Below are 26,158 nucleotides of genomic sequence, written 5' to 3'. Positions count from 1 at the left end.
GTCTTCAATACAGACAATATCAGTGCGGAATATTTTGGGAGGTAGCCCAAACAGCCCCGGCTGGGTCCTGTGTAGTCACCCTTTAGGCGGAACTCTCCTAATTATTTGGATGAGTCGTTTACTTACTTGTACTGTTACCGTCATCCCGCTGTTGTTGGGGTATGCTTTGTTCGTATGTAAACGTATGACATGTTGATGGGGGAGGGTGCTATGGCTCGCGAGAGTGCTCGTTCTAAGGATACGGCTAAGCCTGGCATCAAGGAAGTTGCGGCGGTGGCGGGGGTTTCGCCTACTACGGTATCTCGTGTGCTTAATAATCGTGGCTATATTAGCCAAGAGACCCGCGATAAGGTCCATGCCGCGATGAAGCGCATCAACTATACGCCCAACGATATCGCTCGTGCCATGCTCAACGGTCGCCTGAATCTTATCGGTATGATCGTCCCCTATGTCAGCAGTCCGTTTCATGCCCAAGTGGTTCAAGTCATTGAGCATACCCTGGCCGAAAACGGTTTTAAGATGCTGCTGTGCAATAGCGCCAATCGACCCGAGCTTGAGCGCTCTTATATCGACATGCTTCGACGCAATATGGTTGATGGCGTCATCGTCAACTCGCTTAATATCGGTGCCGAGGCGTATGCCGAGATGGGCTTGAGTCTGGTTGGTATCGACTGCGACCTTGGCGAAGCCTCTGTTCAGATTGCGAGCGACAGCTATAGCATCGGCGAACTTGCCACGCGTCGCCTGATCGATGACGGATGTTCACGCATCCTGTGCCTGCGCAGCAATAGCCGCATGCGCATGCCTGCCAATAAGCGTACCGATGCCTACCTCGATGTTGTTGAGCAGGCCGGTTTGCCCGCGCTTGTCCGTGAGGTCGAGTTCGTTAAGCCCGACGACGAAAAGAGTGCGGTCGTTGCGAAGATCCTCGATGAGAACCCCGATATTGACGGCATCTTTGCGGGAGACGACACGATGGCGGCTATCTGTCTTAACGTGATGAAGCAGCGCGGCTTGAGCGCTCCGGGCGATATTAAGGTCGTGGGCGCGGATGGTGCCCGCCGCACTATGACGTTTATGCCTGACTTAACAACCGTTCGCCAAGATATCGATCGCATCGGAGAGCTCGCGGCGCAATCCATCATTGCTCTTATTAACGGCGAAAAGCCCGAATCGAATATCAAGCTCCCCGTTGAACTCATTGAGGGTAAAACCGCGTAGTTCATCCCGTGCCAAAAGAATTCCTCAAACACCTCTGATGACCGTTCGCCGGCATATGTCAACCGTTTGCCGACGACTGGAACTGCGAAAAGACGTATTGGTGTGAAAACGTTTGACATATGAAAACGATTGACATATCTTGCAGTTGTACCGAGTTAGTATCTCGTGAGAAAGGAAGTCTCGGATGCACAAGGTGTATTACCAGCCTGAGGGAATTTGGGTAGGCGACATCATGCCGTACGGCGAGGACGGCACGTTCTATCTCTATCATCAGCGTGACACGCGAAACCCCGGACCTTTCGGAGAGCCGTTTGGCTGGGCACTCGCGACAACCAAGGACTTCGTCAATTACAAAGACTTTGGCGAGAGCCTTGAGCGTGGCGGCGACGAGGAAGTCGACCAGTATGTTTATGCCGGCACGGTGTTTAAGGTGGGCGACAAGTACCATGCGCTCTACACTGGTTGCAATCGCGATAAGGTCAAGGCACGCTTGATGAAGCAGGTTCTTCTTCACGCAACGAGTGACGACGCCGTCAAGTGGGAGAAGAACATCGCCGAGACGCTGCTTCCGCCCCAGGAGGGTTACGATGACCGCAACTGGCGCGATCCCTTTGTGCTTTGGGATGAGGAGAACGAAGAGTACATGCTCATCCTCGGCACGCGTGTGGGCGAGGACAAGCGTCTGATGACCGGTCGTCTGGTCAAGTTCACCTCCAAGGACCTGGATACCTGGGAGTTCCAGGGCGACTGGTGGAATCCGGGCCTGTACACCATGTTCGAGATGCCTGATCTCTTTAAGATGGGCGACTGGTGGTATCTGGTGTTCTCCGAGTACAGTGATGGCAACAAGACCCGTTACCGCATGTCTCGCTCTATCAACGGTCCTTGGATCACTCCTGCGGACGATTCCTTCGATGGCCGCGCGTACTATGCCGCGCGTACCGCATTTGACGGCGAGCGCCGCGTTCTCTTTGGTTGGGTTCCTACGCGTGACGAGGGCGGTGACCCCAGCTCTTACCTGTGGGGTGGCACCTTTATGCCTCTCGAGATCGTTCAGCGTGTTGACGGAACGCTCGGCACCAAGCTTCCTGACAGCATGCTTGGCGCCTTTGGCGAGGCTAAGGCAGTCGAGGCCTTTGAGCTCTCCTGCGAGTCGGGCAAGGTCGAGCAGGTGCTCGCCGCGGATGCCGGTTCCACCTATATGCTCGATGCCGACATCGAGCTCGCCGGTGACGCTGCCGGCTTCTCGGTGAAGCTTGCCGAGGACGCCGAGTCCGGTCTTGCCTATGAGTTCCGCGCCAACCTGCGTGAGGGCAAGCTCGAGTTTACGGCGGCCCCCCAGTATCCGTGGTTCCAGGTCAACAACATGGGCCTCGAGCGTCCGTTGTTCTTTAAGGGCGAGGGCACTCATCATGTGCGCCTGGTCGTTGACGACGATATCGCGACCATCTTTGTCGATGATGTTGCGCTTAACGCTCGATTCTGCAATAAGCAGGGCCAGGGTGTGGCGCTGACGGTCACCGACGGTACGCTTAAGTGCGCAAATGCAACGATCGCGTCTCTGTAATGGCATCAAAACGTCTTATGATTTCGTGAAGGAATGGAGAGGAACATGGACTACAAAGTAGTGTCTCAGCAAGTCGTCGATAACGTCGGCGGTCTGGAGAACATCGAGGGCGCCACGCATTGCGTTACGCGTCTGCGTCTGGTGCTCAAGGATACGAGCAAGTACAACAAGGCCGAGCTCGAGAACATCGATGGCGTCAAGGGCGTGCTGTACAACAGCGGCCAGCTCATGATCATCTTCGGTACCGGTACCGTCAACAAGGTTTACGATGAGTTTATGGCTCTGACGGGCGTTAAGGAGATTAGCGCTTCCGAGGTCAAGGGCGCCGAGGCGGACAAGAAGGGCAAGTTCTTCTCGGTCCTCAAGGTATTCTCGGACATCTTTATCCCCATCATTCCCGCTTTCGTCGGCGCTGCTATCATCATCGGCCTTAAGTCGCTGATTGTTGCCAACGGCCTCTTTGGCATGGAGGGCAGCCTCGCCGATCACAGCGAGTTCCTCAAGAACCTCGCAAGCTTCTTTGCCATTATCGCCACCACCTTCGACTACCTACCTGTCCTGGTTATGTACAGCGCGGTCAAGCGTTTTGGCGGTAACCCGATCCTGGGCATCCTCGTCGGTATCGTCATGGTTCACCCGAGCCTTATGAACCGTAACACGTTCGTTATGGACCCGACGGGTGCTGAGTACTGGAACTTCGGTCCGCTCTCCATTCCCATGGTTGCTTTCCAGGGCGGCGTGTTCCCTGCAATCCTGACTGCCTGGTTTATGGCCAAGGTCGAGAAGATTGCCCAGAAGTACATCCCCGAGGTCGTTTCGTTCGTCTTTGTCCCGACCGTTACCCTGATTCTTGCTAACGTCGCCCTGTTCACCGTGTTCGGCCCGCTCGGCAACCTGATCGGCGACGTCCTCGCCGGCGTAATCGATATCCTGTACAACAGGATGGGCGTCTTCGGTGCCTTTGTCTTTGCCGCATTCCTGCAGCCGCTCGTCGTTACCGGTACGCATCAGTTCATCCAGGGTATCGAGGCAAACCTCGTTGCCACGACTGGCTTCAACTACATCCAGGCAATCTGGTCGGTTTCCATCATCGCCCAGGGCGGCGGCGCCATCGGCATGTACCTCATTCACAAGAAGCATTCCAAAGAGCGCAACATCTGCATGTCGTCCTTTATCCCGACGCTGGTCGGTATCTCCGAGCCCGCAATCTTTGCTGCAAACATGCGCTACTCGATCATCCCGTTCATCTGCGCTTGCATCGGTGCAGGCTGCGGCGGTGCCTTCGTGAAGCTCTTTGAGGTGCGCGCCATCGGTCAGGGTCTGACCGGCGTGCTTGGCCTGCTCATCGTTACGCCCGAGACGCTCGTGTGGTATGTGGCTGGCAATCTCATCGCCTTCATCGTGCCGATCGTCTTGATCTTTGCCTACAACAAGGCAAAGGGCGTGCCGACCACCGATGAAGAGGGCGCTGGCGCTGGCTTCGACGTTAGCTTCTAGTTGAGCCGTTCAGCGTAATGTGCGGATAAGTCCATTTGGGGAAGGGCGTTCGGCTCGTGTGAGTCGAGCGTCCTTTCCCATAGACGAGAAAGTCAACGGCGATGTTTAATCAAAAAAATAAGGTGACACGCGCGGACTATGAGCAGTGGCGTGCCGGACAGGATGAGACGGCGGGTCGCATCGCGTCCGACCCCGATAGGCTCCTGTTCCATGTGGAGCCTGAGCTTGGCTGGCTCAACGACCCCAACGGTTTGGTTCAGATTGGTGATACGTATCACATCTATCATCAATACGATCCGTTCGATGCTGCGCATGGCGGTCCAGTGCTTTGGAACCATCTGACGACAAAGGATTTTGTGACGTACGAGAATCGCGGCCCCGCGCTGTTCCCCGATTCCGATTTGGATTCGAACGGAGCGTATTCTGGTTCTGCCTTTGTACGTGATGGCAAGATTCACTACTTCTATACCGGCAACGTCAAGCATTTTGATCGCGATGATTACGACTACGTGTTGACGGGTCGTGAGCAAAACCAGATTCATATGGTTGCGGAGAACCCCGACGAATTGGGCGAGAAGCGCATAGCTGTTGGACCGGTCGATTACCCCGACGATATCGGTACGCATGTGCGCGACCCCAAGATCCTTGAGCACGATGGTATCTACTACATGGTTCTGGGCGCTCGTACGAAAGACGACCGTGGCTGCGTGCTTGTCTATACCTCGCGCAATCTTGAGGACTGGAGCTATGCGACGCGCATTGAGTTGGGCGAGAAGTTTGGCTTTATGTGGGAGTGCCCCGATCTGTTTGAGCTCGATGGCGAGCTTATTCTCGTTTGCTGTCCGCAGGGTGTGCCTGCCGATGGTTGGCGTTACCGCAATCCGCATCAGTGCGTGTGGTTTCCCATCGAGGCCGATTGGGAGGCGCCGAGCTTTAAAATCGTCGGGCAGGGCATGCCCCCGATGGTCGATGCCGGTTTTGATTTCTATGCTCCGCAGTCCTTTGAGGATGCTGCAGGCCGGCGATTGATGATCGGATGGTCGGGTTGCCCCGATGCGACGGCGGAAAACCCGACGGTGGCGCGCGGGTGGCAGTGCGCGTTGACGGTGCCGCGAGAGCTGAGCATGCGCGATGGTAAGCTCTGCCAGCAGCCGGCGCACGAGATTGAGAGGATGCGCGGCGGCTGCGTTCGTGCTGTAGGCGGAGAGACAGTCGAGGAGCCGGGCCGCCTGTTTGATCTTGTGGTTTCCTGTGAGGGCGCCAAGATGGTCGAGCTCGAAATCCGCAAGGGTGTCTTTGTGCGTTATGCGGAGGGGATGCTTACCCTCGATATGGGTAATGAAGGCTATGGGCGAGACCGGAGGTCGATTGAGCTCAGCGAGCTTCGCGACCTGCGCGTGCTTTCGGACACTACGATGGTCGAGATTTTTGCCAACGGCGGCGAGGCAGCACTTACGAGCCGTACCTATTCGCCGGCGGTTTCGGCGATGGGGTTGCATGCCGAGGGTGCGGCGTCGATGGATTTCTACCGCCTCGCGCATTAACCGTGCGTGGAGCACGATTGGACTTGCCGGGCGGAATGTGTCGCAGTTGCCGCAGCGAACTACCGTTTATCGTGTATAGCTACCGTTTGCGGAGTAAGTAACACATTGTTGCAAACCGTGTAGAATCCTAAATAAGCACGGAGTTTTCCAGGGAGACGCTGTCCTTTGTTGTGTGCAAGGGGCGGCGTCTCTTTGGCGCTCTGCCGCCGTTGTGCAACAGTGCGGCGGCGCGTGCCATGTATTGAAAAGCCAATGTCGAGATGGGTCGTGATAATAATGGGCAAGTACGTAATCGTGGTTGAGTCTGGGTCGGATGTGACGCCGGAGCTCTGCGAGCGCTACGGCATCGTGCGCGTGCCTATGCATGTCACGATTGGTGACGAGACCGTCGAGGACGGTTCGATCGATCCGCTTGAGATATACTCGCGCTGCAACGAGTTGGGTGTGATGCCCAAGACCAGTGGCTGTTCGCCAGCGGATTTTGCGCATGTGTACGACCGCATTCATGCCGAGCAGCCCGATGCGACCATTTTGCATCTTGCATATTCCGAGGCCACGACCTGTTCGCATCAGTCCTCTAAGATTGCGGCCCAGGGGCGCGACTACGTGTTCTCCATGGACACGCGCTTTGTCTCGGTGGGCCAGTCGCTCGTTGTCGTCGAGACTGCCAAATACATCGAGGCTCACCCCGATGCCACCGTCGACGAGATCTTTGCATTTACGAACTCCGTCATGGACCGCGTGCTGCTGGGCTTTGTTCCTACGGACCTTGCCTTCCTTAAGGCGGGCGGTCGCTTGTCCAACGTCGCGTTCCTGGGCGCCCATCTGCTCAAGATTAAGCCCTGCATTGAGGTAACGGGCGGCAAGTTCGTGGCAACCAAGAAGTTCCGCGGCTCTATGCTCAAATGCGCCCGCGCCTTTATTGACCACATGGTTGCCAAGGGCGAGATCGACTACTCGCACATTGGCTTGGCATATTCGGTAGGTCTTTCCGAGGAGCTGCGCGACGACATGGAAGTCTATGCGCACGACCTGGGCTTTAAGGACATTACCTGGACTCAGGTCGGCGGCGTCATCTCGAGCCATTGCGGCCCGACCGCCTTCGGCGCGGTGCTCACGCTCAAGGCGTAAGGCCTGGCGTCTATCGATATCTATTGTCTCGGCGGCGGGTGGGTTGTGACAACCTTCCCGCCGCTTTTGTGTGGGGCCAAATAGAACAACCCAATTGACCACTAAACCGTTTCACCATCATGCGTATGGGCTAGAATGGCTCTGGCATTTATGTAACTAAAACCAATGAGAGGTAAGGTAGCGGGAATGGCTGAGATGACGCTCGAGGGTGTGGACGCTCGTCCCGAGGACTCCGCGTTTGCCCTGGGCCGCGTACATTCGATTGAAACGATGGGTACGGTCGACGGACCCGGCATCCGCTTCGTAGTGTTTGTCCAGGGCTGTCCCATGCGCTGCGCGTATTGCCACAATCCCGATACCTGGTCGGTTAACGGCGGCACGATGGTGACCGTCGAGCACCTGATGGACGAGTTCCAGAGCAATCATGAGTTTTACCGCAGCGGCGGAATTACGGTTTCGGGCGGCGAGCCACTTCTGCAGCCCGAGTTTTTGGCCGACCTGTTCCGTGCAATGCACAACAACCCCGATGGTCGTGTACATACCTGCCTGGATAGCTGTGGCTACGCCTTCGACCCTCAGCATCCCGAGAAGTTCGATGCCGTGCTCAACGAGACCGACATGGTACTGCTCGATATTAAGCATGCCGACCCGGTCGAGCATAAAAAGCTAACCGGTTGTGATCCCGCACGCATCCTGGCGTTTGGCGATGAGCTTGCCCATCGCAAGATTAAGGTCGTTATTCGCCACGTGGTGGTGCCGGGCATTACTGACACGGCGGAGGAGTGTGAGGCGCTCGGCCGCCTGATTGCCCCGTGGCACAACGTGGCGGGCCTGGAAATGCTGCCGTATCATACGATGGGTGTCGTCAAATATGAGCAGTTGGGGATTCCCTATAAGCTTGAGGGCGTGCCTCAGATGGATACCGCTCGCATGCCCGAGCTGCGCAACGCCGTCATGATGGGCATGAAAAAGCGCCGCGCCGAACTCAAAAACGCCATCGGCTAGCGATCCATTTTCGCCCCCAAGGGCACTCATTGAGGACAGACTTAAATGAGTGCGTGATGGCATTGCGGACGAGCAGGTTTTGGTGCGCGACAAGGCAGGCTGGATTAGCGAGGATGGTTACTATTCGACATGCGATGCGGGCCTTATCGGCATCGATGGCTGTACCTATGTCATGAGCGTCATGACATCGATGCCGTGGAGCGACCGCTCGAGCGAGGTTACGGCCGTGATTGCAAAGGCTCTGTTTGATATGCGAGCTGCACTGGCTTAGCGTGTTCGTTTGGCGAGGTCAAACAAAATGCTGGTACCATACCGTGGTTGAGAATTTCGTATAGGTTTGGGGAATGGTATGGCTACCATCGCGATTATCGGTGCGCTCGAAAAAGAGATCATGCAGATTAAGGAAGAGTTGAGTAACGTTTGCATGGTACAGGAGGCGGGCTTGAACGTTGTGGCCGGCGGGCTCGACGGACTGACAGTTGTCGCCACAACGGCGGGCATGGGTACCGTGAACGCTGCCGCCGCAACACAGCACCTCATTAGCAAGTATGCTCCGCAGGCTGTTGTGTTTTCGGGCATTGCAGGCGGTTTGAACCCCAAGCTCCATATCGACGACGTAGTCATTGGCAAACGCCTGCGCTATCTGGATACCGATACCGCGCTTATCGCCGAGTCTGCACCGGGGCTCGAGGAGTTTGGCTCGACGCCTGCGCTGGTCGATATTGCTGCCGATGTGCTTGCTGAGCGTGGCTTTGTCAATGCTTCGACAAATGCAGCCGCTTCGAACGAGGGCACCAAGCAGTTCCTGGTCGGCACGATTGCCACGGGCAACCGTTTTGTGACGGGTGCCGCCATGCGCAACGACGCTATCGAGGCGACGCATGCCGATTGTGTTGGCATGGAGGGCGCGGCGATTGCCCATGTCGCAACTAAAAATGGTGTCGATTGCCTGGTGTTGCGCGCTATCAGCGATAATTGTGACGAGGCGTACGATGCGATTTGCGACCGTGAGTTCGACCTGTTCGAGTATGCCCGTACCGCGAGTGGCATTACGCTCGATATCGTCCGCCGTATCGCTGCTATCTATTAGCGCGCTCTTTTGTAAGAACCTACGACCAAGGAGTGTCCATGGCCGATTCCATTAACTACCAGCTTGCCAAGTTCGTTGCCAGCTATGGCAAGGTTTCGCAGATTCCCGAGTCCACCTGCCCCGAGGTGAGCTTTGTCGGCCGCTCCAACGTGGGCAAGTCGTCGATTATGAACAAGCTTTTTGGCCGCAAGAACCTGGTCAAGGTTTCCAGCACGCCGGGCAAGACGAGCAACATCAACTTCTTTGAGGCCGACGACGTGCATTTCGTGGACCTGCCGGGTTACGGTTTCGCCCGTCGTTCCAAGGCCGAGCGCGACCGCTGGGCAGAGCTTATCGGCGACTTCTTCGACTCGGAGCGCAGCTTTAACTTGGTCGTCTCGCTGGTGGACATTCGTCACGACCCCAGCAAGCTCGATCACGACATGATCGACTATCTGCAGGGCAACGAGTTCAACTTTATCGTCTGTCTCACCAAGGCCGACAAGCTCAGCCGCACCCAGCAGGCCCGCCAGGCAGCAGCCATCAAAAAGCAGCTCAATGTCCCGGCCGAGAACGTAATCATCACAAGCTCCCAGACCGGTGTGGGCATCGACGAGCTCAAGCGCCGCATCGCTGAGGCTTGCCTCTAATCAGGTTAACCCCCCAAAGCTCCTATCTATATCACCTCAGTGATAGTTATTGGTAAACTATCACTGAGGTGATATTTTTTGGAGGTCGCTATGGAGCTATGGCACGGGTCGGAGGTTGTTGTCGAACATCCATCGCTGGATAGATGTAGACAGTTCAACGACTATGGGCGTGGGTTTTATTGCACGCCACATGAGGAAATGGCGATGGAATGGGCATGTCGGACCGAGTCTGATGGCATTGCGAATCGATATGAGCTTGATTTAGATGGTCTTGCGATTTTGGATTTGGAATCAGGTGAGTTCTCGATTCTCAACTGGCTTGCAATTCTGGCGAATAACAGAGAGTTCAATGTCTCGACGCCATTGGCGCGCGAAGGGCTACGATTTCTACTTGATAACTGCCTGATTGATATTTCTTCATATGACGTTATTCGGGGCTATCGCGCTGACGACTCCTATTTTTCGTTTGCAAGACAGTTTGTCAGCGGCATGATATCGCTCAGACAGCTGCAACGTATCATGCGCTTGGGTGATTTGGGTATTCAATATGCTCTTATGAGCGAGCGCGCTTTTTCGGTGATTAGATTCTGCGATTGGAAGCAGGCTTCGGGGTCTGAGTTTTATCCCAAGCGTTTTGAGCGTGAGCAGAATGCTCGACGCAAATACTTGGATACGGTTAACGGGTTCGATTCCGAAGGTGTCGACATTAGGGATTTAATGGCAGGGAGGGTTGATTTAAATGATCCAAGAGTTAACGGATTGTGGGCCGAGTAGGACATACCCCGTCTACTACCTCGAGGATGCAATGAACAACCTCGGTGACTGCTTTGACTATGCCGTCAATGACTATGGAGCAGAAGGATCTGAAGTTGCTGAACTCTTTTGTCTGAGCGGGGTTGCCCGCGAGTTTGAGCGTGGCAACGCATGGGTCGTATCGGGAAAATCGGGCGTTGAGCTGTTCGCACTGATCGCCGAAAGGTCGGGCTATGAAGCCAGGTCTATGCCGGACCGCACCTATCGATTTGAGAAAACACCGGAATACTGGACGGGCTGGATATTGGCGTATCTGCAGTGGCGCCTGGGAGAGTCTTTTGAAGACCTGCTGCATGTCGCTCCGTTTGATGTGCTGCATAACCTGTATCATCCCTGGCACGAAGCCTCGGAGGAACGTGTGACGCGTCTTATTTGCGACATGGCGAAGAAAACACCTCGTCAAACCAAACTGGCGCTAGCAAGAAAGCGGCTCAAGAAAACCCAACAAGACCTGGCATACGAATCGGGCGTATCACTCCGCTCAATCCAAATGTACGAGCAGCGCCAGAGAAACATCAATGAAGCTTCGGTAACAGGCGTAAGAGCCATAGCAAAAGCCCTCCACTGCAACATCGAAGATCTCCTAGAACCAGTCTTCGAATACAAAGAAACCAGCGCCGCCTAAACCAAGCACACAGCCGATGCCCGCCTCTAGGAAGTGCTCCAGCCTAGCAAGAGCCCCTACCAATAAAAAGCAACTATCAGCCCGGCGACTTTCCAGAGCGTAGGTCCCTGTAGCCGCCGCCAGCGAAGTTAACATAGGGGAGGCCAGGGGCTTTGCCCCCAAATCTTTCCGCAGGACGACAGGACCCCCGCCGCACGAAGTGCGCAGCGGGGGTCCTGCCATGTCCGAGGACGATTTGGGGGCAAAGCCCCTGGCCTCCCCGGCGGGTATAAGGTACGGCGACTACAGGTATTCGATCTGGGCGCCTTCCGTGTCGCACGTCAGAATGTGCGTGTCACACTTGGGGAACTGTTCACGCAGTTTGACCTGTAGGAACTTTGCCACGATGGTGTCGTCAGTCACGGCCATGAGGGTCGAGCCCGAACCACTGATCCAGATGGTCTTAGCGCCGCCGTTAAGGCAGGTGTCGCGCACGGCGTTGTAGTCGGGGATGAGGCGACGGCGATACGGCTCTTGGATGCGGTCGTCGTTGGCGGCGGCAATCAGATCCAGGTCGCCGGTCTCCAGGCCGCGCGTCATGCCGGCGATGCGGCCCATTTGCCATACGGCGGTGGAGAGTGGAATCTCCTGCGGCACAACCTTGCGCGCCTCGCTCGTATGTACCTCGTAGGGCGGAATCACGGTAATAAAACGCAAGCGATCGCTCACCTCGTAGCGCAGGCACTGGGGGAGCGAATCGGTCGGCGTAAAGGAGCAGACGGCGCCGCCCAGGATGGCGGGGGCGACGTTATCGGGATGGCCCTCGACCTCGGTGGCAATGCGGACGAGCTCGGCGCGGTCGACGGTGTGGCCTGTCAGCGCGGCGGCGGCCATAATGCCGGCGACGACGCAGGTTGAGCTGGAGCCCAGGCCGCGGGCGACGGGAACGTCAGTCTGAATGTCGATGGCGACGGGGAAGGCCGGCTCGCCCCATGCGGCCAGTGCGTCGACAAAGCTCACGTAGACTAGGTTGTTCTCGTTTTGAAACTCCTCGGGGCAGCCCGTGATGGTGAGCTTGTCGGCGCGCTCGAAGGTGAAGTGCGAGTAGAGGCTGACGGCCATGCCGAGGGTGTCGTAGCCGATGCCTAGGTTGGCGCTCGTTGCTGGGACGGTGATTTTGATCATGTGAGTCCTCCTGGCGTGCCTGGCTGTTTAGTTCGCTGCTCGGGCAGTCCTGCGCAAGACGGAAAGCACATTAAGTGCTTTCCTTTGCGTGCGGAACTCGCGACGAACTAAACAGCCAGGCACGCTGTGCGCGTTCGTCATCATCCCGGGGATTATCTGATAAAAGAAGGTGCGCCGGCTTTCGCCGGCGCTTAATAAGGGGTTTAGTTGGTGCTCATTCGTTTTGCTGCAGACTCGACGTAGCTTGCCATCTCATCGACGTCGCAGACGTCTTCAAAGCGGACGGGCTTGGACTCGAGCTCGGCAAGTTGTGCCGGGGCGACCGTATCGGTGGCCTGCTCGAGCACACGCATAGCCTCAAAATCATCCTCGGGAACGTCGAGGCCCAGAGCGTCGCAGCAGGCGCGCGGGAACTTGTAGGGGCTGGCGGTCGAAAGCAGCACGCGGGCCTTGGCGCCCTCGGCGGGGGTGACTTTTTCAAAGACGTGATAGCCGCAGGCGGTGTGCGGGTCAATCACGTAGCCGTTTGCGTCCCAGCAGCTCTTGATGGCAGCGCGGACTTCGTCCTCGCTGGCCCAGCCGCAGCCAAAGACGCTCTGAATCTTTGCGAGCAGATTGGCGGGCACTTCGTAGCGACCGGTCTGTGCCAGCTGCTCCATAAGGCCGGCAACGAGCTCGCAGTCGCCGTCGGACAGGAAGTAGAGCATGCGCTCCAGGTTGGAGCTGATAAGGATGTCCATCGACGGCGAGATGGTCGTGAAGAACGGACGGTTGCGGTCGTAGACGCCGGTGGTCAAAAAGTCGGCCAGCACGTTGTTCTTGTCGCTTGCGACGACGAGCTTGGCGACGGGCAGGCCCATGCGCTTGGCGTAGTAGCCGGCCAGGATATCGCCAAAGTTGCCGGTCGGCACGCAGAACTCAACGGCGTCGCCGGCCTCGATAGCGCCGGCACGCAGCAGCTGCGCATAGGCGGCAAAGTAGTAGACGACCTGCGGCACTAAACGGCCGACGTTGATGGAGTTGGCGCTCGAAAGCACGGTGCCGGCGGCCTCCAGGCGCTCGGCAAGCTCCTTATCGGCAAAGATGCGCTTGACGGCGCTCTGGGCGTCATCGAAGTTGCCGCGGATGCCGCAGACAGCGACGTTATCGCCCTCCTGCGTGGACATCTGCAGATTCTGCACGCGGCTGACTTTGCCCTCGGGATAAAAGACGGTGATGCCCGTGCCCGGAGCATCGGCAAAGCCGGCGAGTGCAGCCTTGCCGGTGTCGCCCGACGTGGCGGTGACGATCATGATGCGCTCGGCGCCGCCGTCCTTGGCGGAGGTGCGGGCCATGAGGCGGGGGAGCATTTGCAGGGCGACGTCCTTGAAGGCGCTCGTGGGACCGCCAAAGAGCTCCATTACATAGGTTTGAGGGGCGTCGGCGCCCGGTGCGGCGTCGAGTTTGACGAGCGGCGTGACCTCTTCGCTTGCAAACGTGCCGCGGTATGCCTCATTCACACAGGCCGAAATTTCTTCGGGCGTGTAATCATTCAGTAACATTCCCAACACATCTTGAGCGATTTCAAAGTACGATTTATCGGCAAGTGTGCTGATATCGAGCTGCTGGGTGCCAAGCTCGTCCGAGACGAACAAACCCCCGTCGGGAGCGATGCCGGTGCGGATTGCCACCTTACTTGAGCACGATAAAGTGCGTCCTCGTGTACTATGATAAGTTCCCATATAACACTGCTCCTCGGATGCCTTGGTCCCAATCGGTGAACCCATGGTATCAGAGCGCGCAAAATAGGTTCGCAGAGGCTTTTTAGAAAGGTAACCTCCAGCCCATGATTAAGATTGCCAAGTTTGGCGGCTCGTCGGTCGCCGACGCCGAACACTTCAAGAAGATCAAGGCCATTGTCGATGCCGACCCGGCCCGCCGTTTTGTGGTGGTTTCCGCCTGCGGTCGCCGCTTTAAGGGTGACACCAAGGTGACTGACCTGCTCTATCTGGTTAACGCACACGTTAAGTATCACGTGTCGTGCGAGGAGCTGCTCGAGGACATCGGCCAGCGCTATTTTGATATCGCTGACGAGCTGGAGCTCACCTATCCCATCCGCGAGGAGTTTGCGGCCTTTGCCGAGCGCGCCCGCTCGGGCGGCTACTCCACCGAGGAGCTCGTGAGCCGCGGCGAGTACTTTACCGCCCGCCTGATGGCCGAGTACCTGGGCCTGCCGTTCCTGGACGCCGCGACGGTCGTGGCGTTCCATCACGACGGTACGCTCAGCATGAACCGCACTTCCGAGCTGGTGCAGGAGTATGGCCAGCAGGGCGGCTTTGTCATGCCCGGTTTCTACGGCGCGACGCGCGAGGGGCAGATCAAGCTGCTCGACCGCGGCGGTGGCGATATCTCGGGCTCGATCCTGGCCAAGTGCCTGGGTGCCGACCTGTACGAGAACTGGACTGACGTCTCGGGCTTCTATTCTGCCGATCCGCGTATTGTTCCCGAGGCTCAGCCCATCGCGCGCGTTACCTACGAGGAGCTGCGCGAGCTTTCGTACATGGGCGCGAGCGTTCTGCACGAGGAGGCCGTGTTCCCCGTGCGCGAGGCGGGCATTCCGCTGGTCATCAAGAACACCAACGCCCCGCGGGATCCCGGCACCATCATTAGCGAGACCGCAGACGAGGGCGAGGCGGAGCCCATCATTACCGGCGTGACCGGCAAGCGCGGCTTTGTCGCCATCAACGTGGCCCGCGACCGTACCAAGCCCCGCGTCGGCTTTATGCGCCGCGCGCTTTCGGTTTTCGAGCGCTATGACGTTTCCGTTGAGCATATGCCCACCGGCGTCGATCGCTTTGGCGCCGTGGTGCAGGAGCAGGATGTGCGCGATTCGCTGTACTCGCTCGTGGGCGACATTCAGCAGGAGGTCGAGCCGCTCGAGATCGAGGTTGTTGAGGGCCTGGCGCTCATCGCGACCGTCGGCCGCAACCTGCGCGGCCGCGCCGGTATTTCCGGCCACCTGTTTGGTATGCTCGGCCAGGCCGGCGTGAGCGTGCGCATGATTTCGCAGAGCTGCGACGAGATCAACATCATTATCGGCGTCGAGGAGAAGGACTTCGACCTGGCGATTCGGACCATTTACCGCGCCTTCTCCGACGAGAACGGCATTGTAAAGGTCTCCGACCTGGAGGCTTCCGCGCCGGTCGATCCCGCCCTGGCCGCCCTCCGCAAGTAACGACCATCCCGGTAGATTTTTGGGACATGCCTAAAAATCTACCGTAGGGCGTTTCGTTTCGGTTTCGTTTCGACGGGGCGGGTTTCATGCCCGTCCCGTTTTTGTATAAACTGGGCAAGAAAAACCAGCCTGCTCGGCGTGCGGGCAAAAGCCACAACCTTTAAAGGGGGAAGCATGAAACAGTACACGGTTGCTATTTTGGGCGCGACGGGAGCCGTGGGCACCCAGATGCTCGAGTGCCTCAACGAGCAGGAGTTTCCGGTTGGCAAGCTCAAGCTGCTAGCGAGCGCGCGCTCTGCGGGCAAGACCGTTGAGTTCCGCGGCGAGCAGATCGTGATTGAGGAAGCTTGCCCCGAGGCCTTTGAGGGCTGCGACATCGTGCTCGGCGCCGCCGGCGACGATATTGCGAAGGAGCTACTGCCCGAGGCCGTCAAGCGCGGCGCCGTCGTGGTCGACAACAGCCACGCCTTCCGCATGGATCCCGAGGTGCCGCTGGTTGTGCCTGAGATCAATGCCGACGACATCAAGTGGCATCACGGCCTTATCGCCAATCCCAACTGCGCGACCATCATCGGCCTGGTTCCTACGTGGCCGCTGCATCAGCTCGCCGGCGTGAAGCGCATGATCGTCTCGACGTATCAGGCGGCTTCGGGTGCCGGCGCTCCCGGTATGGCCGAGCTCGAGGCTCAGCTGGCCGCCCTGGGTCGCGGCGAGGAGATTCCCGAGCCGCGTGCATTTGCCGCCCAGCTGGCGAGCAACCTGATTCCGCAGATTGGCGGCGTCAAGGAAGAGGGCTTTACCTCCGAGGAGATGAAGCTGCAAAACGAGGGCCGCAAGATCATGCACCTGCCCGAGCTGCGCGTGAACTGCACCTGCGTGCGCGTGCCCGTGCTGCGCTCGCACTCCGAGAGCGTTACGCTCGAGTTTGAGCGCGACATCACGGTGGAAGAGGCCCGTGCTGCGCTGGCTGCCGCTCCGGGCGTCAAGCTGGTTGACGACATGAGTGCCGAGGATGCGCACGATCGCTTCCCCATGCCGATGGACACCTCCGACCAGGACCTGATTTGGGTCGGTCGCGTACGCCGCGACATCTCGAACCCCGAGGCTGCGCGTGGCATCACCTTCTGGTGCTGCGGCGACCAAATCCGTAAGGGCGCGGCAACCAACGCCGTCCAGATCGCTAAGCTGCTCTGCGAGTAGCGGTGGACCTGTCCGGCGGGGGCCGGGCTTAGTTTTCAGAACGTCCTCGACCATGTGTGGCGCCTTGTCCTGCTCCTTCGGAGCCGCGGACAAGGCGCCACACTGGTCTGCGGAGTGTTCTGAAAACTAAGCCCGGCCCCCGCCTGCGGTGACTCGGCTGCGAGCGGCCTGCGATGGGGCCGTTGCTGGTTGGGGCCGCTGGGCTGATGTGGGGGCACGTGGTTGTTGCGGGCCCTGGTCCCGGCGGCGGCCTCGGCGCTTCGCGCCTGCCGCCTGGGGTGACTTTGGGCTTGGTGCGAATTGAGGTCTAATACTTTTCCCGTGAAGTGAACGACCTTATTTGGACCCCCGAAGCATTGGCATATTTTGACCGCTATTTCCTGCGGTTTTGCAGCGCGAATCCTGCGGTTTTGCGGTCTAAAGGTGTGGATGCTCCGGGACTTCGTTTTTACTCGTTCACTTCTCGGGAAAAGTATTAGAGCTCAGCTGGCGGGGGTACCGCCCTGGCGTCGAAGCCCCGCGTCTTCTTCGCTTGATTGGGAAAAACAGCCTCGCTGAAGTAATTGCGAGCCCGCCCGGACGTATCTGCGGGGGTTGTCTGCACAGTTCGCGGTATTATGTTGCGGAGTTTTGAAAGGAGCCGCTGGTGGTCACGACGACATTTGCCTCGCCTTTGGGCGAAATCTTGCTTGCCGCTGATGGCCGCGGTTTGACGGGGCTTTGGTTTGAGGGGCAGGAGCACTTTGGCTCTACGCTGCTCAAAGAGGATGCGGAGTATGTCGTAGGTACCGATGCGGTTTCTGGTACCGGTGGGATGTCTTCGGTGAGTCCGGCAAATGGTGCGGCTTCTTCGGTGCTTGAGCGTTCTTGGGCTTGGCTGAATGCCTATTTTGCGGGGCAGGAGCCTCGGTTTACGCCGCCGTTGCATTTGATTGGCACGGCGTTTCAGCGTGAGGTTTGGTTTGAGCTGCTTTCAATTCCGCGTGGCGAGGTCGCTACGTATGGCGAGATCGCCCAGCGTGTTGCGGCTCGACATCGTGTGCCGGGAAATGAAGCACCCGTTGTATCTCCTCGCGCGGTGGGGGCTGCGGTCGCTCGCAACCCTATTTCGATCATCGTGCCGTGCCATCGCGTGGTGGCAGCCGACGGATCGCTCAACGGATATGCCGGCGGCCTTGACCGCAAGGAATGGCTGCTTCGGCTTGAGGGCGCGTACGAGGAATAACGCCAGGACACTTTGCATAGCCAAGACGCCGTGAAAGAACGGGACGCGCTTTTCGAATGGAAGCTCAGACGGAAACCACGTCCCGGAATTCCGTTTTAACGCGGGATGCGCTTTCCGAATGGCTTCCCAAGTGGAAACCGTGTCCCGGAATACGGCCTCAGAGTGGGACGCCGTTTCCGGTTGAGACCACCTGCTGGGACATCTATCTACGCCCGCTCCTGCAGGGCGTAGATAGACTTGTCCATGTTGAACAGATAAGCCACAACGCAGACGATGAAGAACGCTGGCAGATTACCGAAACCGAAGACCTCGCAGCCAATAAGGATGGGCGCGAGCAGCGTATTGGTGGCACTGCCAAAGACGGCGGCGTATCCCAGCGCGGCGCAGAGCTCGACGGACATGCCGAGAATCCCGGCGAGTACGACACCCAGGCTGGCTCCGATGGAGAACAGCGGCGTGACCTCGCCACCTTGATAACCCGCGGCAAGCGTGGCGATGGTGAGTGTGAATTTGAGCGCCCAGTCCCAAGGCATGATGGCGACCTTGCCGTCACCGTTGAGCGCCGCCGATATCAGGTTGGTGCCAAGGCCGCAGTATCGCCCCTGCCACAGCACGAACAGAATCGCCGACAGCGCAAGGCCCATAACGGCAACGCGTATGTAAGGGTTGGGGAGCAGCCGCGCTGCAAGGGTCTTGGCATGGGCAAGGCACCAGGCAAAAGCTCCACCGACCATGCCGAACGCGATGCCCAGCAGCGCCAGCCGTCCAAGACCGGGGAGGTCGAGCGCATACGAGGCGGTAACGGCGACCTCGAACTTCTCGAGCCCCAGGGCGCCCGAGGTCATGCTTGCGGCAAGTGAAGCCGTAAGCGCGGGAAACAGCGCGCGGTATTCCATGCGTCCGGCGACCAGCACCTCGACAGCAAAGACCGTAGCGGCGAGCGGCGTTCGAAAGAGTCCGGCAAAGCCAGCGGCCATACCAATGAGCAAAAACGTGTTGCCGGGGTCGCGGAAAGGTAGACGTCGGCCGATCCAATGTGAGACGGTGGCGCCGATCTGCACCGCTACGCCCTCGCGTCCCGCACTACCGCCAAAGAGATGCGTCCCCCACGTACTCAGCATAATGAGCGGCACCAAACGCGGGGAGATGGCGTCCTCGCGTCCGTGACCTACGTCGAATACTAAGCTCATGCCCCGATCGGTGCCTTTGCCCCAGGTGCGGTAGGCAAATACGATGGCCAAGCCCATGAGGGCGAGGAAGGGAAGGAGCAGGGTGATGTGCTCGTCGCGGAAGGCGCCGATTGCCAGGAGCACGCGACCAAAGAGGGCACAAATTGCACCGACGATGATGCCAATAGGGATTCCGACGGCACCCATAAGCATGAGGCCGCTATAGGTGTTGAGCAGGCGTTTGATTCTGCTCGATGCACTGTTTTCCGACACTTCTCCTCCAAAACAAAAAAGACTCCTGCCGCGGCGTGATGCCCAAAGGACATCACGTAACAGCAGAAGTCATCAGCAACAAGGCGGTTTAGGGCGACGCGATAGTTTGGCTGGCGCGCCCAACGGAGACATTCATTCCGCAGCGGCATCATAGCGGCGGGCGTGGTTTGGGTCAAATGGTTGTGCTGGACGTCCCCAGCGCCCGCCTTCGCTCCCCGTTTCCCCATATAAAACCTGCCAAAATGAACCTGTCCCTTTTTGGTAGGTGGGAAATGGGTAATACTAAAGAGTTATCCGACCAGATGGGAATTAATCGATGGCCTATATCGAATTCAAAGACGTCATCAAGGCATACGGCGAGGGCGACGCTCGCATTCACGCACTCGACGGCGCGAGCTTTACCGTCGAGCGCGGCGAGCTCGCTATCATCCTGGGCGCTTCGGGCGCCGGCAAGACTACGGCCCTCAACATTCTGGGCGGCATGGATACGGCGACTTCCGGCACCGTGACGGTGGACGGGCGCGACGTGAGCTCCGCCAACGAGGCGCAGCTCGTGGAATACCGCCGTGCCGACGTCGGCTTTGTCTTTCAGTTCTACAATCTGGTCCCCAACCTGACAGCGCTCGAAAACGTCGAGCTCGCGGCGCAAATCTGCCCCGATTCGCTCGATGCCGAGCAAACGCTTTGCCAGGTGGGCCTGGGCGAGCGCCTTGCCAACTTTCCCGCGCAGCTTTCGGGCGGCGAGCAGCAGCGCGTGTCCATTGCCCGTGCGCTGGCCAAGAACCCCAAGCTGCTCCTTTGCGACGAGCCCACGGGTGCACTCGACTACAAAACTGGCAAGCAGATTCTGCAGCTACTGCAGGACACCTGTCGCAAACAAGGCATCACGGTCATTATCATCACCCACAACTCCGCGCTTGCGCCCATGGCCGACCGTCTGATTCGCTTTAAGAACGGTCGCGTGGAGAGCGAGACGGTCCAGCAAAATCCCGTGCCTATTGAGACGATCGAGTGGTAGCGCCCATGGATCAGGATCGTCAAAACAGCCAAAATCGCGATACGGAGCACGTGGGTCGCGACCGGGAGTTTGCGACCTACCGTACCGCTCAAAGCTCAAACGATATGGTGCCGACGGTTTTTCGCCGTGGTATTTACCGTACCATTCGAGGTAGCCTTAAGCGCTTTTTATCCATCGTGGTGATCACGGCACTCGGCGTGAGCGTGATGTGCGGCCTTAAGGCGGGCTGCGAGGATCTGTGCGATTCGGTTGACGCCTACTTTGACCAGCAGAATGTCTATGACATTAACGTGCAGTCGACCTATGGCCTTACGCGCGACGATCTTGCGGCTATCCAAGAGGTCGATGGCGTCGAGACGGCCGAGGGCATCTACACCGAGACCGCCTACACCGCCGTGGGTACAACGCGCGAGCGCGTGGTCGTGCAGAGCCTTTCCAAAGAGAATATTGACCAACCGGTGCTAGTACGCGGCGAGCTGCCCGAGACTTCGGGCGAAGTGGCAGTGACCTCACGTTTTTTGAAGGCTTCGGGCAAGAAAATCGGCGATACGGTGAGCTTTGCCGCCAACGATGCGAGCTCGTCGAACCAAAGCGCCAAGGACCAGTTTGCCGATGGAGACTATACCATCACGGCCGAGGTCCTCGATCCCACCGACGTGAGCTCCGACTCGACGGTCAACGCCTTTCGCGCTGCTTCGACTGCGGACTACAAGTTCTACGTGAGCGAGGATGCCGCGACATCTTCTTCCTACTCCGCGGTCCACGTGATCGTCGAGGGAGCCAAGAGCCTCAACTCCTATTCGGATGCCTACTCGGTAAAGATCAATGAGGTCAAGGGCAATATCGAGAAGATCCGCGAGGAGTGTGAGAAGGCGCGCGCTCAGGAGCTGACGGTCGACACACCGGCGAGCTTGGACGCGGCTGAGCGTCAGGCGAATATGGTCTTTGGGATCGAGCAGGACAACATCAATCGCATGGCCGAGGGCAGCGACGAGCGTGCGCAGGCGCAAGCCGACCTGGACCAGCGCCGTGCCGCCGCCGACCAGCAGTTTGCCGATGCCCGCGCCGAGCTCTCTGACCTGGGCGAATGCACCTGGTACATCCAGGACCGCGATAACATCGCAAGCTACTCGAGCGTGGAGAGCGATAGCTCGTCAATTGAGGCCATTGCCACGGTGTTCCCGTTCATCTTCTTTATCGTCGCCGTGCTCATCAGCCTCACCACCGCCACGCGCATGGTCGAGGAGGAGCGCACGCTCATTGGCCTGTACAAGGCGCTCGGCTATTCGCGCGGGCGTATCCTGTCCAAATACGTGGACTACGCGCTGTGGGCGTGTCTGATTGGCGGCGTGCTCGGCAACATCATCGGATTTGTGGGCCTACCGCTGTTCCTGTTTACGGTGTTCGATGATATGTACTCACTGCCCCAGATGCTGCTTTCGTACGATATCGTGTCCTCGATTGTCTCGGTGGCGCTGTTTGCCGTGGGCGTGGTGGGCGCTACGATTATCGCCTGCCGCCACGAGATGGCCGAGACGCCGGCTTCGCTCATGCGTCCCAAGGCGCCGCGCGCCGGTTCGCGCATTCTGCTCGAGCGCATCGGCTTTATCTGGCACCGCATGGGCTTTTTGAACAAGGTGGCAGCGCGTAACCTGTTCCGCTACAAAAAGCGTGCCTTTATGACCATCTTTGGCATTGCGGGCTGCACGGCGCTTGTGATTTGCGGTATGGGCATCCGTGATACGTCGGTCGCGCTGTCGCCCAAGCAGTACGGCCACATCACACGCTATGACCTGCTGGCGGTCGCCAATCCCGACGATTTTTCGCAGACGTGCGCGGCGTTGGATGAGCGCAGTGCAGCCAAGGATTCCAACGTGACCGTGACTTCGACGCTGCCGATCATGACCGACAACGTCACCTTTACATTTGGCGGCAAGAGCGAGACCGTGCAGCTGATCGTGGTGCCCGATGACCGCACGGACGACCTGGACGACTACGTGTGTCTCGAGGACGAGTCCAAAGAACCGCTCGCCCTGCGTGACGGGGATGTGTATTTGAGCAAGAGCTCTCAGCTGGTGCTGGGGATCAAGCCGGGTGACACAGCACATGTCCAGGATTCGTCGCTCAATGTTGCCAAGGTCAAAGTCAGCGACATCTCGCTCAACTATCTAGGCAACACGCTTTACATGACGCAGGGCACCTATGAGCGCGCGTTCGGTCGAAGTGCACGCCTTAACGGCGTCTTTGTGCTGCTTAAGGGTTCGTCGGCCGACCAGATTGCGTTTAGCAAGAATCTTAAGAGTGACGGTTGGCTTACGATTTCGAGTACGGCCGAGCATTGGGAAAACTATGAGGCGAACTTTACGATTATCAATTCGGTCGTGGTGCTCGTAACCTTTATGGCGGCGTGCCTGTCGTTTGTGGTGGTGTTTACGCTGTCTAATACGAATATTTCGGAGCGCGAACGCGAGCTGGCGACCATCAAGGTGCTGGGCTTCCGCCGTGGCGAGGTTCACCATTACGTTAACAAGGAGACGTTGATCCTCACGGCGATTGGAGCCGCGCTGGGCGTACCGCTGGGCGGCTTGCTGGCCGAGAGTTTTACGTACATTTTGCAGATGCCGTCGCTGTACTTTGACGTCGAAGTCGAGCCGCTGAGCTACGTGCTTGCCGTGGTGCTTTCCTTCGGCTTTACGATCATCGTCAACCTCGCCACCAACCGAACGCTCAACAAGATCGACATGGTCGGCGCCCTCAAGAGCGCCGAGTAACCTGCCAAAAAGGGACAGGTTTATTTTGGCAGGTTTTATCTGGGCGAACGCCGGGCACCTACGAGCGACCCGGCGTTTGTTGCTTTGCTATCTTTTGCCCGCAGGCGTGGATGAGAGGCTCTCTTTAGCCTTCGAGATTGGGCTTGAATGGGTCGTATGCCACAAAACGGGCCTATCTACTACGTTTAATTGGATACCCTCAACCATGCCGGGAAAACGAAAAATAAAACCGCAGGTAGAAGGCCTGTCGATTTTCGAAAAAGGCGGTCATGGTTGGCCCCATCGAGTTAAACGTAGTAGATGGTCCCTTTTCGTGGCGCGCGGTCAGCTCAATGCTAATCTCCGTGCCGGAACTGACCCAGTTGTTTGTAAGTTGCGGTGATATACGGACTGTTTGGCGCTTTGGAGCTTCAAAACAGTCCCTATCTCACCGCAACTTAGGAGAAGGGCGGGGGCGGTTGGGTGCTGGTGGGTCGGAGCGTGTTAGGCCTGTTTGCGGTGCTTCCATTGTTTGCGGCACCAGCGCATGAGCGCCTTTATGACGGGAATCGTGATGAGGATGATCCATGCAGGATGGGGCTGTCCCAAACAGAGCCACATGTAGAGGAACCAAGCGATGGCGGCTGCCGGGTAGATGGCCTCGATCAGCTTAGACAGGTGGCGCCGATCGATGAAGTCACCAATCGCGTAGTAGACGGGAACCAGAAAGACGAGGAAAAGCCCCATGCCCCATGTGCCGTAGACAATGCCGAGCACCAGATAGGCGAGAGTGACAAGTGCGGGGAAGGGGAATTTGTTCCATGCACGTCCGACCTTGGTGTGGAAATGCTTGCCATGATGGTCGAGCTTGTCGTGTGCTTCCTTCCAGCTGGAAAACGTCTCGCCGTCGATGGTGACGGTGCCGTCGTCATTGGTGCGTACGCTATGTCCATCGTCCTCAAGCGTATCGATATGCACGCCGTCCGGCCCCACATGCACCTCTTCGCCCTTGCGCTCGTTGGTCACATGGATGCCGCTCCAACCAACATGGACTTCCTCGCCTTTATTGGGATCAATGACGTGGATACCGCGCGCGAGGGAAATATCGACAAGTGGTTTGTCGCCGCAATCGGCGTGCTCGGCAGAATCCTCGGCCTCGTCAGCCACATCCGCCGTCTCGGTGTCGGCGCTACCGTCCTCCAGGTCGTCGGCATCGTTGGCCGCCTCCCCATACAACAGCTCATCCAGCGACACGCCATACAGCGCGGCGAGCGCAATAAGGTTATCGGTATCGGGCGAGGATTCGCTGCGCTCCCATTTGCTGACAGCCTGACGACTCACACCCAGCTGGGCGGCAAGCGCCTCCTGAGAAAGCCCGGCAGCCTTGCGGCGATCAACGAGCCGCTGCGCCATCGCAAGATCCATAACAGTTCCTTTCATGTGGTGACCGTAATCGAATGAGCCGAGTATGCCGAGAACAACCGGTAGCGACCACCATTTCTAGTTAGAATCTGCCCCAACCCTACCGCAACTACCGGTAGGAACCCCTAACGACCAGCCATTTCAGGACAAATGTCGGTGCTACTCTCAGCTAAGAGCCTGCAACATCCCAAAATCTCAGCCCACGCACCCGCAGCAAGAAGGCGAATAGCCTCGGTCTCCTTAGTTACCGTAGGAGGCCCCAGGGCTTACCTCCCAAATCTTTCCGCAGGACGGAAGGACCCCGCCGCGCGAAGCGCACGGCGGGGTCCTGACATGTCCGAGGACGATTTGGGAGGTAAGCCCTGGGGCCTCCGATGGGGGCGGTTCCAGCCGAGGCTATTCGTCGCCGAAGCTGATGCCCAACGCCTTGGCCTCGCGCACCAGATCGCTCTGGGGATCGACAAACTTGAGCTTGCCGGCGACATCCTCGAGCGGCATGTGGCACATCTTGCCGTCGCGCAGGGCAATCATGTAGCCAAACTCGCCGCGCAGGCAGCCGAGCGCTGCCTCGACGCCGCACTGGGTCGCAAAGATGCGGTCCTGGGCGTCGGGCTGGCCGCCGCGCTGCGTGTGGCCGGGGATGGCGACGCGGGTCTCGCGACCGGTCTTGGCCTCGATCTCCTTGGCGATGTCGTACACGATTGACGGGCTCGTGCGCTCGGCGAGCTTCTTCTTGTACTCCTTCTTGGGCAGCGCCGCGTCCTCCTTGGAGATAGCGCCCTCGGCGACGGCCACGATAGTAAAGCGGCTGCCGGTCTCCATGCGATGCTCGATGGTCTTGATGACGTTATCCATGTCGTAGGGAATCTCGGGAATCAAGATGACATCTGCGCCGCCCGCGACGCCGGCATACAGCGGAATCCAGCCAACCTTGTGACCCATGATCTCGATAACGAACACGCGGCCGTGACTTGAGGCGGTGGTGTGGATGTCGTCGATGCACTTGGTAGCGACGTCGATGGCGCTCGTAAAGCCAAACGTCAACTCGGTGCCCCAGGTGTCGTTATCGATGGTCTTGGGCAGCGCGATAACGTTGAGGCCCTCTTCGCGCAGGCGGTTGGCGGTCTTGGTGGATCCGTTGCCACCCAGCATAAACAGGCAGTCGAGCTGCAGTTTATGATAGGTGTGGACCATTGCGGGCACCTTCTCGACGCCATCGGCCTCGGGAACATTCAGGCGCTTGAACGGCGTACGGCTCGTGCCCAGGATGGTGCCGCCGCGGGTGAGGATGCCGCTAAAATCGGCGGGCGTCATGACGCGGAATCTGCTGTAGATAAGGCCCTGGTAGCCGTCCTCAAAACCATAGATCTCGATAGGTTCTTCGCTATTTGTCATAAGCGTTTTGACGATGCCGCGCATAGTGGCGTTGAGCGCCTGGCAGTCGCCGCCACTGGTAAGAAGACCGATCCTAAGCATGATGAATCCTTCCGGGCAAGTTATAACATGCGCATAAGTTTACCCCCGCACACTGTTGACGCGGGGGTAAAACGTGTTAGCTCAAGCGTATGGAAATGTAAACAACGTCAGGCGAGCGTAAGGTC

General features: G+C 58.3%; 21 protein-coding genes. 16 read left to right on the top strand and 5 right to left on the bottom strand.

Features of this window, described 5'->3' with window-relative positions; translation table 11 throughout:
* The first annotated feature begins 210 nt into the window (after positions 1 to 210).
* From PMW70_RS03870 to PMW70_RS03820, 11 genes are all read left to right on the top strand, one after another.
* On the top strand, positions 211 to 1,221 hold the full coding sequence (locus PMW70_RS03870) for a LacI family DNA-binding transcriptional regulator (RefSeq protein WP_225093894.1): 1,011 nt from the start codon (positions 211 to 213) through the stop codon (positions 1,219 to 1,221).
* A gap of 184 nt (positions 1,222 to 1,405) precedes the next feature.
* Positions 1,406 to 2,788: a family 43 glycosylhydrolase gene (locus tag PMW70_RS03865; protein ID WP_195625337.1), complete on the top strand. Its 1,383-nt coding sequence runs from the start codon at positions 1,406 to 1,408 to the stop codon at positions 2,786 to 2,788.
* Positions 2,789 to 2,833: 45 nt separating this feature from the next.
* Positions 2,834 to 4,285 (top strand): PTS transporter subunit EIIC, encoded by a 1,452-nt coding sequence (locus PMW70_RS03860; protein ID WP_040358954.1) that lies wholly within the window; start codon positions 2,834 to 2,836, stop codon positions 4,283 to 4,285.
* A gap of 101 nt (positions 4,286 to 4,386) precedes the next feature.
* On the top strand, positions 4,387 to 5,829 hold the full coding sequence (locus PMW70_RS03855) for a glycoside hydrolase family 32 protein (protein ID WP_117775933.1): 1,443 nt from the start codon (positions 4,387 to 4,389) through the stop codon (positions 5,827 to 5,829).
* Positions 5,830 to 6,105: 276 nt separating this feature from the next.
* Positions 6,106 to 6,960, top strand: a complete 855-nt coding sequence (locus tag PMW70_RS03850) for a DegV family protein (RefSeq protein WP_271743934.1) — start codon at positions 6,106 to 6,108, stop codon at positions 6,958 to 6,960.
* 186 nt (positions 6,961 to 7,146) lie between these two features.
* A complete protein-coding gene (gene pflA, locus PMW70_RS03845) occupies positions 7,147 to 7,965 on the top strand; it encodes a pyruvate formate-lyase-activating protein (protein WP_271743933.1) in 819 nt (272 codons plus the stop codon).
* Positions 7,966 to 8,014: 49 nt separating this feature from the next.
* A complete protein-coding gene (locus tag PMW70_RS03840) occupies positions 8,015 to 8,236 on the top strand; it encodes a hypothetical protein (protein ID WP_271743932.1) in 222 nt (73 codons plus the stop codon).
* A 78-nt stretch (positions 8,237 to 8,314) separates the two neighbouring features.
* Positions 8,315 to 9,055 (top strand): 5'-methylthioadenosine/S-adenosylhomocysteine nucleosidase, encoded by a 741-nt coding sequence (gene mtnN / locus PMW70_RS03835; protein WP_117648280.1) that lies wholly within the window; start codon positions 8,315 to 8,317, stop codon positions 9,053 to 9,055.
* A gap of 38 nt (positions 9,056 to 9,093) precedes the next feature.
* A complete protein-coding gene (gene yihA / locus PMW70_RS03830; RefSeq protein ID WP_089572350.1) occupies positions 9,094 to 9,684 on the top strand; it encodes a ribosome biogenesis GTP-binding protein YihA/YsxC in 591 nt (196 codons plus the stop codon).
* Between the two features lie 90 nt (positions 9,685 to 9,774).
* Positions 9,775 to 10,458 (top strand): DUF3990 domain-containing protein, encoded by a 684-nt coding sequence (locus tag PMW70_RS03825; RefSeq protein WP_271743931.1) that lies wholly within the window; start codon positions 9,775 to 9,777, stop codon positions 10,456 to 10,458.
* Positions 10,459 to 10,489: 31 nt separating this feature from the next.
* Positions 10,490 to 11,122: a helix-turn-helix transcriptional regulator gene (locus tag PMW70_RS03820; RefSeq protein ID WP_117806736.1), complete on the top strand. Its 633-nt coding sequence runs from the start codon at positions 10,490 to 10,492 to the stop codon at positions 11,120 to 11,122.
* Positions 11,123 to 11,404: 282 nt separating this feature from the next.
* On the opposite strand, the gene thrB is transcribed toward PMW70_RS03820, so the two are convergent.
* Both thrB and thrC read right to left on the bottom strand, forming a co-directional pair.
* Positions 11,405 to 12,286: a homoserine kinase gene (gene thrB, locus PMW70_RS03815; RefSeq protein ID WP_006234874.1), complete on the bottom strand. Its 882-nt coding sequence runs from the start codon at positions 12,284 to 12,286 to the stop codon at positions 11,405 to 11,407.
* A gap of 203 nt (positions 12,287 to 12,489) precedes the next feature.
* On the bottom strand, positions 12,490 to 14,007 hold the full coding sequence (gene thrC / locus PMW70_RS03810; protein ID WP_271743930.1) for a threonine synthase: 1,518 nt from the start codon (positions 14,005 to 14,007) through the stop codon (positions 12,490 to 12,492).
* A gap of 104 nt (positions 14,008 to 14,111) precedes the next feature.
* Between thrC and PMW70_RS03805 the strand changes: the two genes are divergently transcribed.
* The 3 genes from PMW70_RS03805 (at position 14,112) to PMW70_RS03795 (ending at position 17,925) form a co-directional block, all read left to right on the top strand.
* Entirely contained in the window at positions 14,112 to 15,500 is a 1,389-nt protein-coding gene (locus PMW70_RS03805; RefSeq protein WP_271743929.1) for an aspartate kinase, read from the top strand.
* 174 nt (positions 15,501 to 15,674) lie between these two features.
* Entirely contained in the window at positions 15,675 to 16,700 is a 1,026-nt protein-coding gene (locus PMW70_RS03800; RefSeq protein ID WP_271743928.1) for an aspartate-semialdehyde dehydrogenase, read from the top strand.
* 646 nt (positions 16,701 to 17,346) lie between these two features.
* Positions 17,347 to 17,925, top strand: a complete 579-nt coding sequence (locus tag PMW70_RS03795; protein ID WP_271743927.1) for a methylated-DNA--[protein]-cysteine S-methyltransferase — start codon at positions 17,347 to 17,349, stop codon at positions 17,923 to 17,925.
* Between the two features lie 206 nt (positions 17,926 to 18,131).
* Here PMW70_RS03795 and PMW70_RS03790 read toward each other — a convergent pair whose 3' ends face one another.
* Positions 18,132 to 19,367: a chloride channel protein gene (locus tag PMW70_RS03790; RefSeq protein ID WP_271743926.1), complete on the bottom strand. Its 1,236-nt coding sequence runs from the start codon at positions 19,365 to 19,367 to the stop codon at positions 18,132 to 18,134.
* Positions 19,368 to 19,683: 316 nt separating this feature from the next.
* Between PMW70_RS03790 and PMW70_RS03785 the strand changes: the two genes are divergently transcribed.
* The gene (locus PMW70_RS03785; protein WP_138339534.1) at positions 19,684 to 20,385 is read left to right on the top strand and encodes an ABC transporter ATP-binding protein; all 702 of its coding nucleotides are present in this window, start codon (positions 19,684 to 19,686) and stop codon (positions 20,383 to 20,385) included.
* Positions 20,386 to 20,390: 5 nt separating this feature from the next.
* On the top strand, positions 20,391 to 23,156 hold the full coding sequence (locus PMW70_RS03780) for an ABC transporter permease (protein ID WP_271743925.1): 2,766 nt from the start codon (positions 20,391 to 20,393) through the stop codon (positions 23,154 to 23,156).
* A gap of 483 nt (positions 23,157 to 23,639) precedes the next feature.
* Here PMW70_RS03780 and PMW70_RS03775 read toward each other — a convergent pair whose 3' ends face one another.
* Positions 23,640 to 24,560, bottom strand: coding sequence for a helix-turn-helix domain-containing protein (locus tag PMW70_RS03775; protein WP_271743924.1), 921 nt, complete (start codon positions 24,558 to 24,560; stop codon positions 23,640 to 23,642).
* A 393-nt stretch (positions 24,561 to 24,953) separates the two neighbouring features.
* Positions 24,954 to 26,033, bottom strand: coding sequence for a 6-phosphofructokinase (locus PMW70_RS03770; protein ID WP_118081128.1), 1,080 nt, complete (start codon positions 26,031 to 26,033; stop codon positions 24,954 to 24,956).
* Positions 26,034 to 26,158 lie beyond the last annotated feature (125 nt).

This window comes from Collinsella aerofaciens (assembly GCF_028209625.1).
In the GTDB taxonomy this organism is placed as follows: Bacteria; Actinomycetota; Coriobacteriia; order Coriobacteriales; family Coriobacteriaceae; genus Collinsella; species Collinsella aerofaciens_AM.
The sequence above is the reverse complement of the archived record's forward strand: the minus strand, read 5'-3'. Positions and strand labels throughout refer to the sequence as shown.

What these genes read in the sequence shown, in the direction of transcription:
- PMW70_RS03870 (WP_225093894.1), top strand. Translation starts at nt 211, where the DNA reads ATGGCTCGCGAGAGTGCTCGTTCTAAGGATACGGCTAAGCCTGGCATC.
- PMW70_RS03865 (WP_195625337.1), top strand. Translation starts at nt 1,406, where the DNA reads ATGCACAAGGTGTATTACCAGCCTGAGGGAATTTGGGTAGGCGACATC.
- PMW70_RS03860 (WP_040358954.1), top strand. Translation starts at nt 2,834, where the DNA reads ATGGACTACAAAGTAGTGTCTCAGCAAGTCGTCGATAACGTCGGCGGT.
- PMW70_RS03855 (WP_117775933.1), top strand. Translation starts at nt 4,387, where the DNA reads ATGTTTAATCAAAAAAATAAGGTGACACGCGCGGACTATGAGCAGTGG.
- PMW70_RS03850 (WP_271743934.1), top strand. Translation starts at nt 6,106, where the DNA reads ATGGGCAAGTACGTAATCGTGGTTGAGTCTGGGTCGGATGTGACGCCG.
- pflA (WP_271743933.1), top strand. Translation starts at nt 7,147, where the DNA reads ATGGCTGAGATGACGCTCGAGGGTGTGGACGCTCGTCCCGAGGACTCC.
- mtnN (WP_117648280.1), top strand. Translation starts at nt 8,315, where the DNA reads ATGGCTACCATCGCGATTATCGGTGCGCTCGAAAAAGAGATCATGCAG.
- yihA (WP_089572350.1), top strand. Translation starts at nt 9,094, where the DNA reads ATGGCCGATTCCATTAACTACCAGCTTGCCAAGTTCGTTGCCAGCTAT.
- PMW70_RS03825 (WP_271743931.1), top strand. Translation starts at nt 9,775, where the DNA reads ATGGAGCTATGGCACGGGTCGGAGGTTGTTGTCGAACATCCATCGCTG.
- PMW70_RS03820 (WP_117806736.1), top strand. Translation starts at nt 10,490, where the DNA reads ATGAACAACCTCGGTGACTGCTTTGACTATGCCGTCAATGACTATGGA.
- thrB (WP_006234874.1), bottom strand. Translation starts at nt 12,286, where the DNA reads ATGATCAAAATCACCGTCCCAGCAACGAGCGCCAACCTAGGCATCGGC.
- thrC (WP_271743930.1), bottom strand. Translation starts at nt 14,007, where the DNA reads ATGGGAACTTATCATAGTACACGAGGACGCACTTTATCGTGCTCAAGT.
- PMW70_RS03805 (WP_271743929.1), top strand. Translation starts at nt 14,112, where the DNA reads ATGATTAAGATTGCCAAGTTTGGCGGCTCGTCGGTCGCCGACGCCGAA.
- PMW70_RS03800 (WP_271743928.1), top strand. Translation starts at nt 15,675, where the DNA reads ATGAAACAGTACACGGTTGCTATTTTGGGCGCGACGGGAGCCGTGGGC.
- PMW70_RS03785 (WP_138339534.1), top strand. Translation starts at nt 19,684, where the DNA reads ATGGCCTATATCGAATTCAAAGACGTCATCAAGGCATACGGCGAGGGC.
- PMW70_RS03780 (WP_271743925.1), top strand. Translation starts at nt 20,391, where the DNA reads ATGGATCAGGATCGTCAAAACAGCCAAAATCGCGATACGGAGCACGTG.
- PMW70_RS03775 (WP_271743924.1), bottom strand. Translation starts at nt 24,560, where the DNA reads ATGGATCTTGCGATGGCGCAGCGGCTCGTTGATCGCCGCAAGGCTGCC.
- PMW70_RS03770 (WP_118081128.1), bottom strand. Translation starts at nt 26,033, where the DNA reads ATGCTTAGGATCGGTCTTCTTACCAGTGGCGGCGACTGCCAGGCGCTC.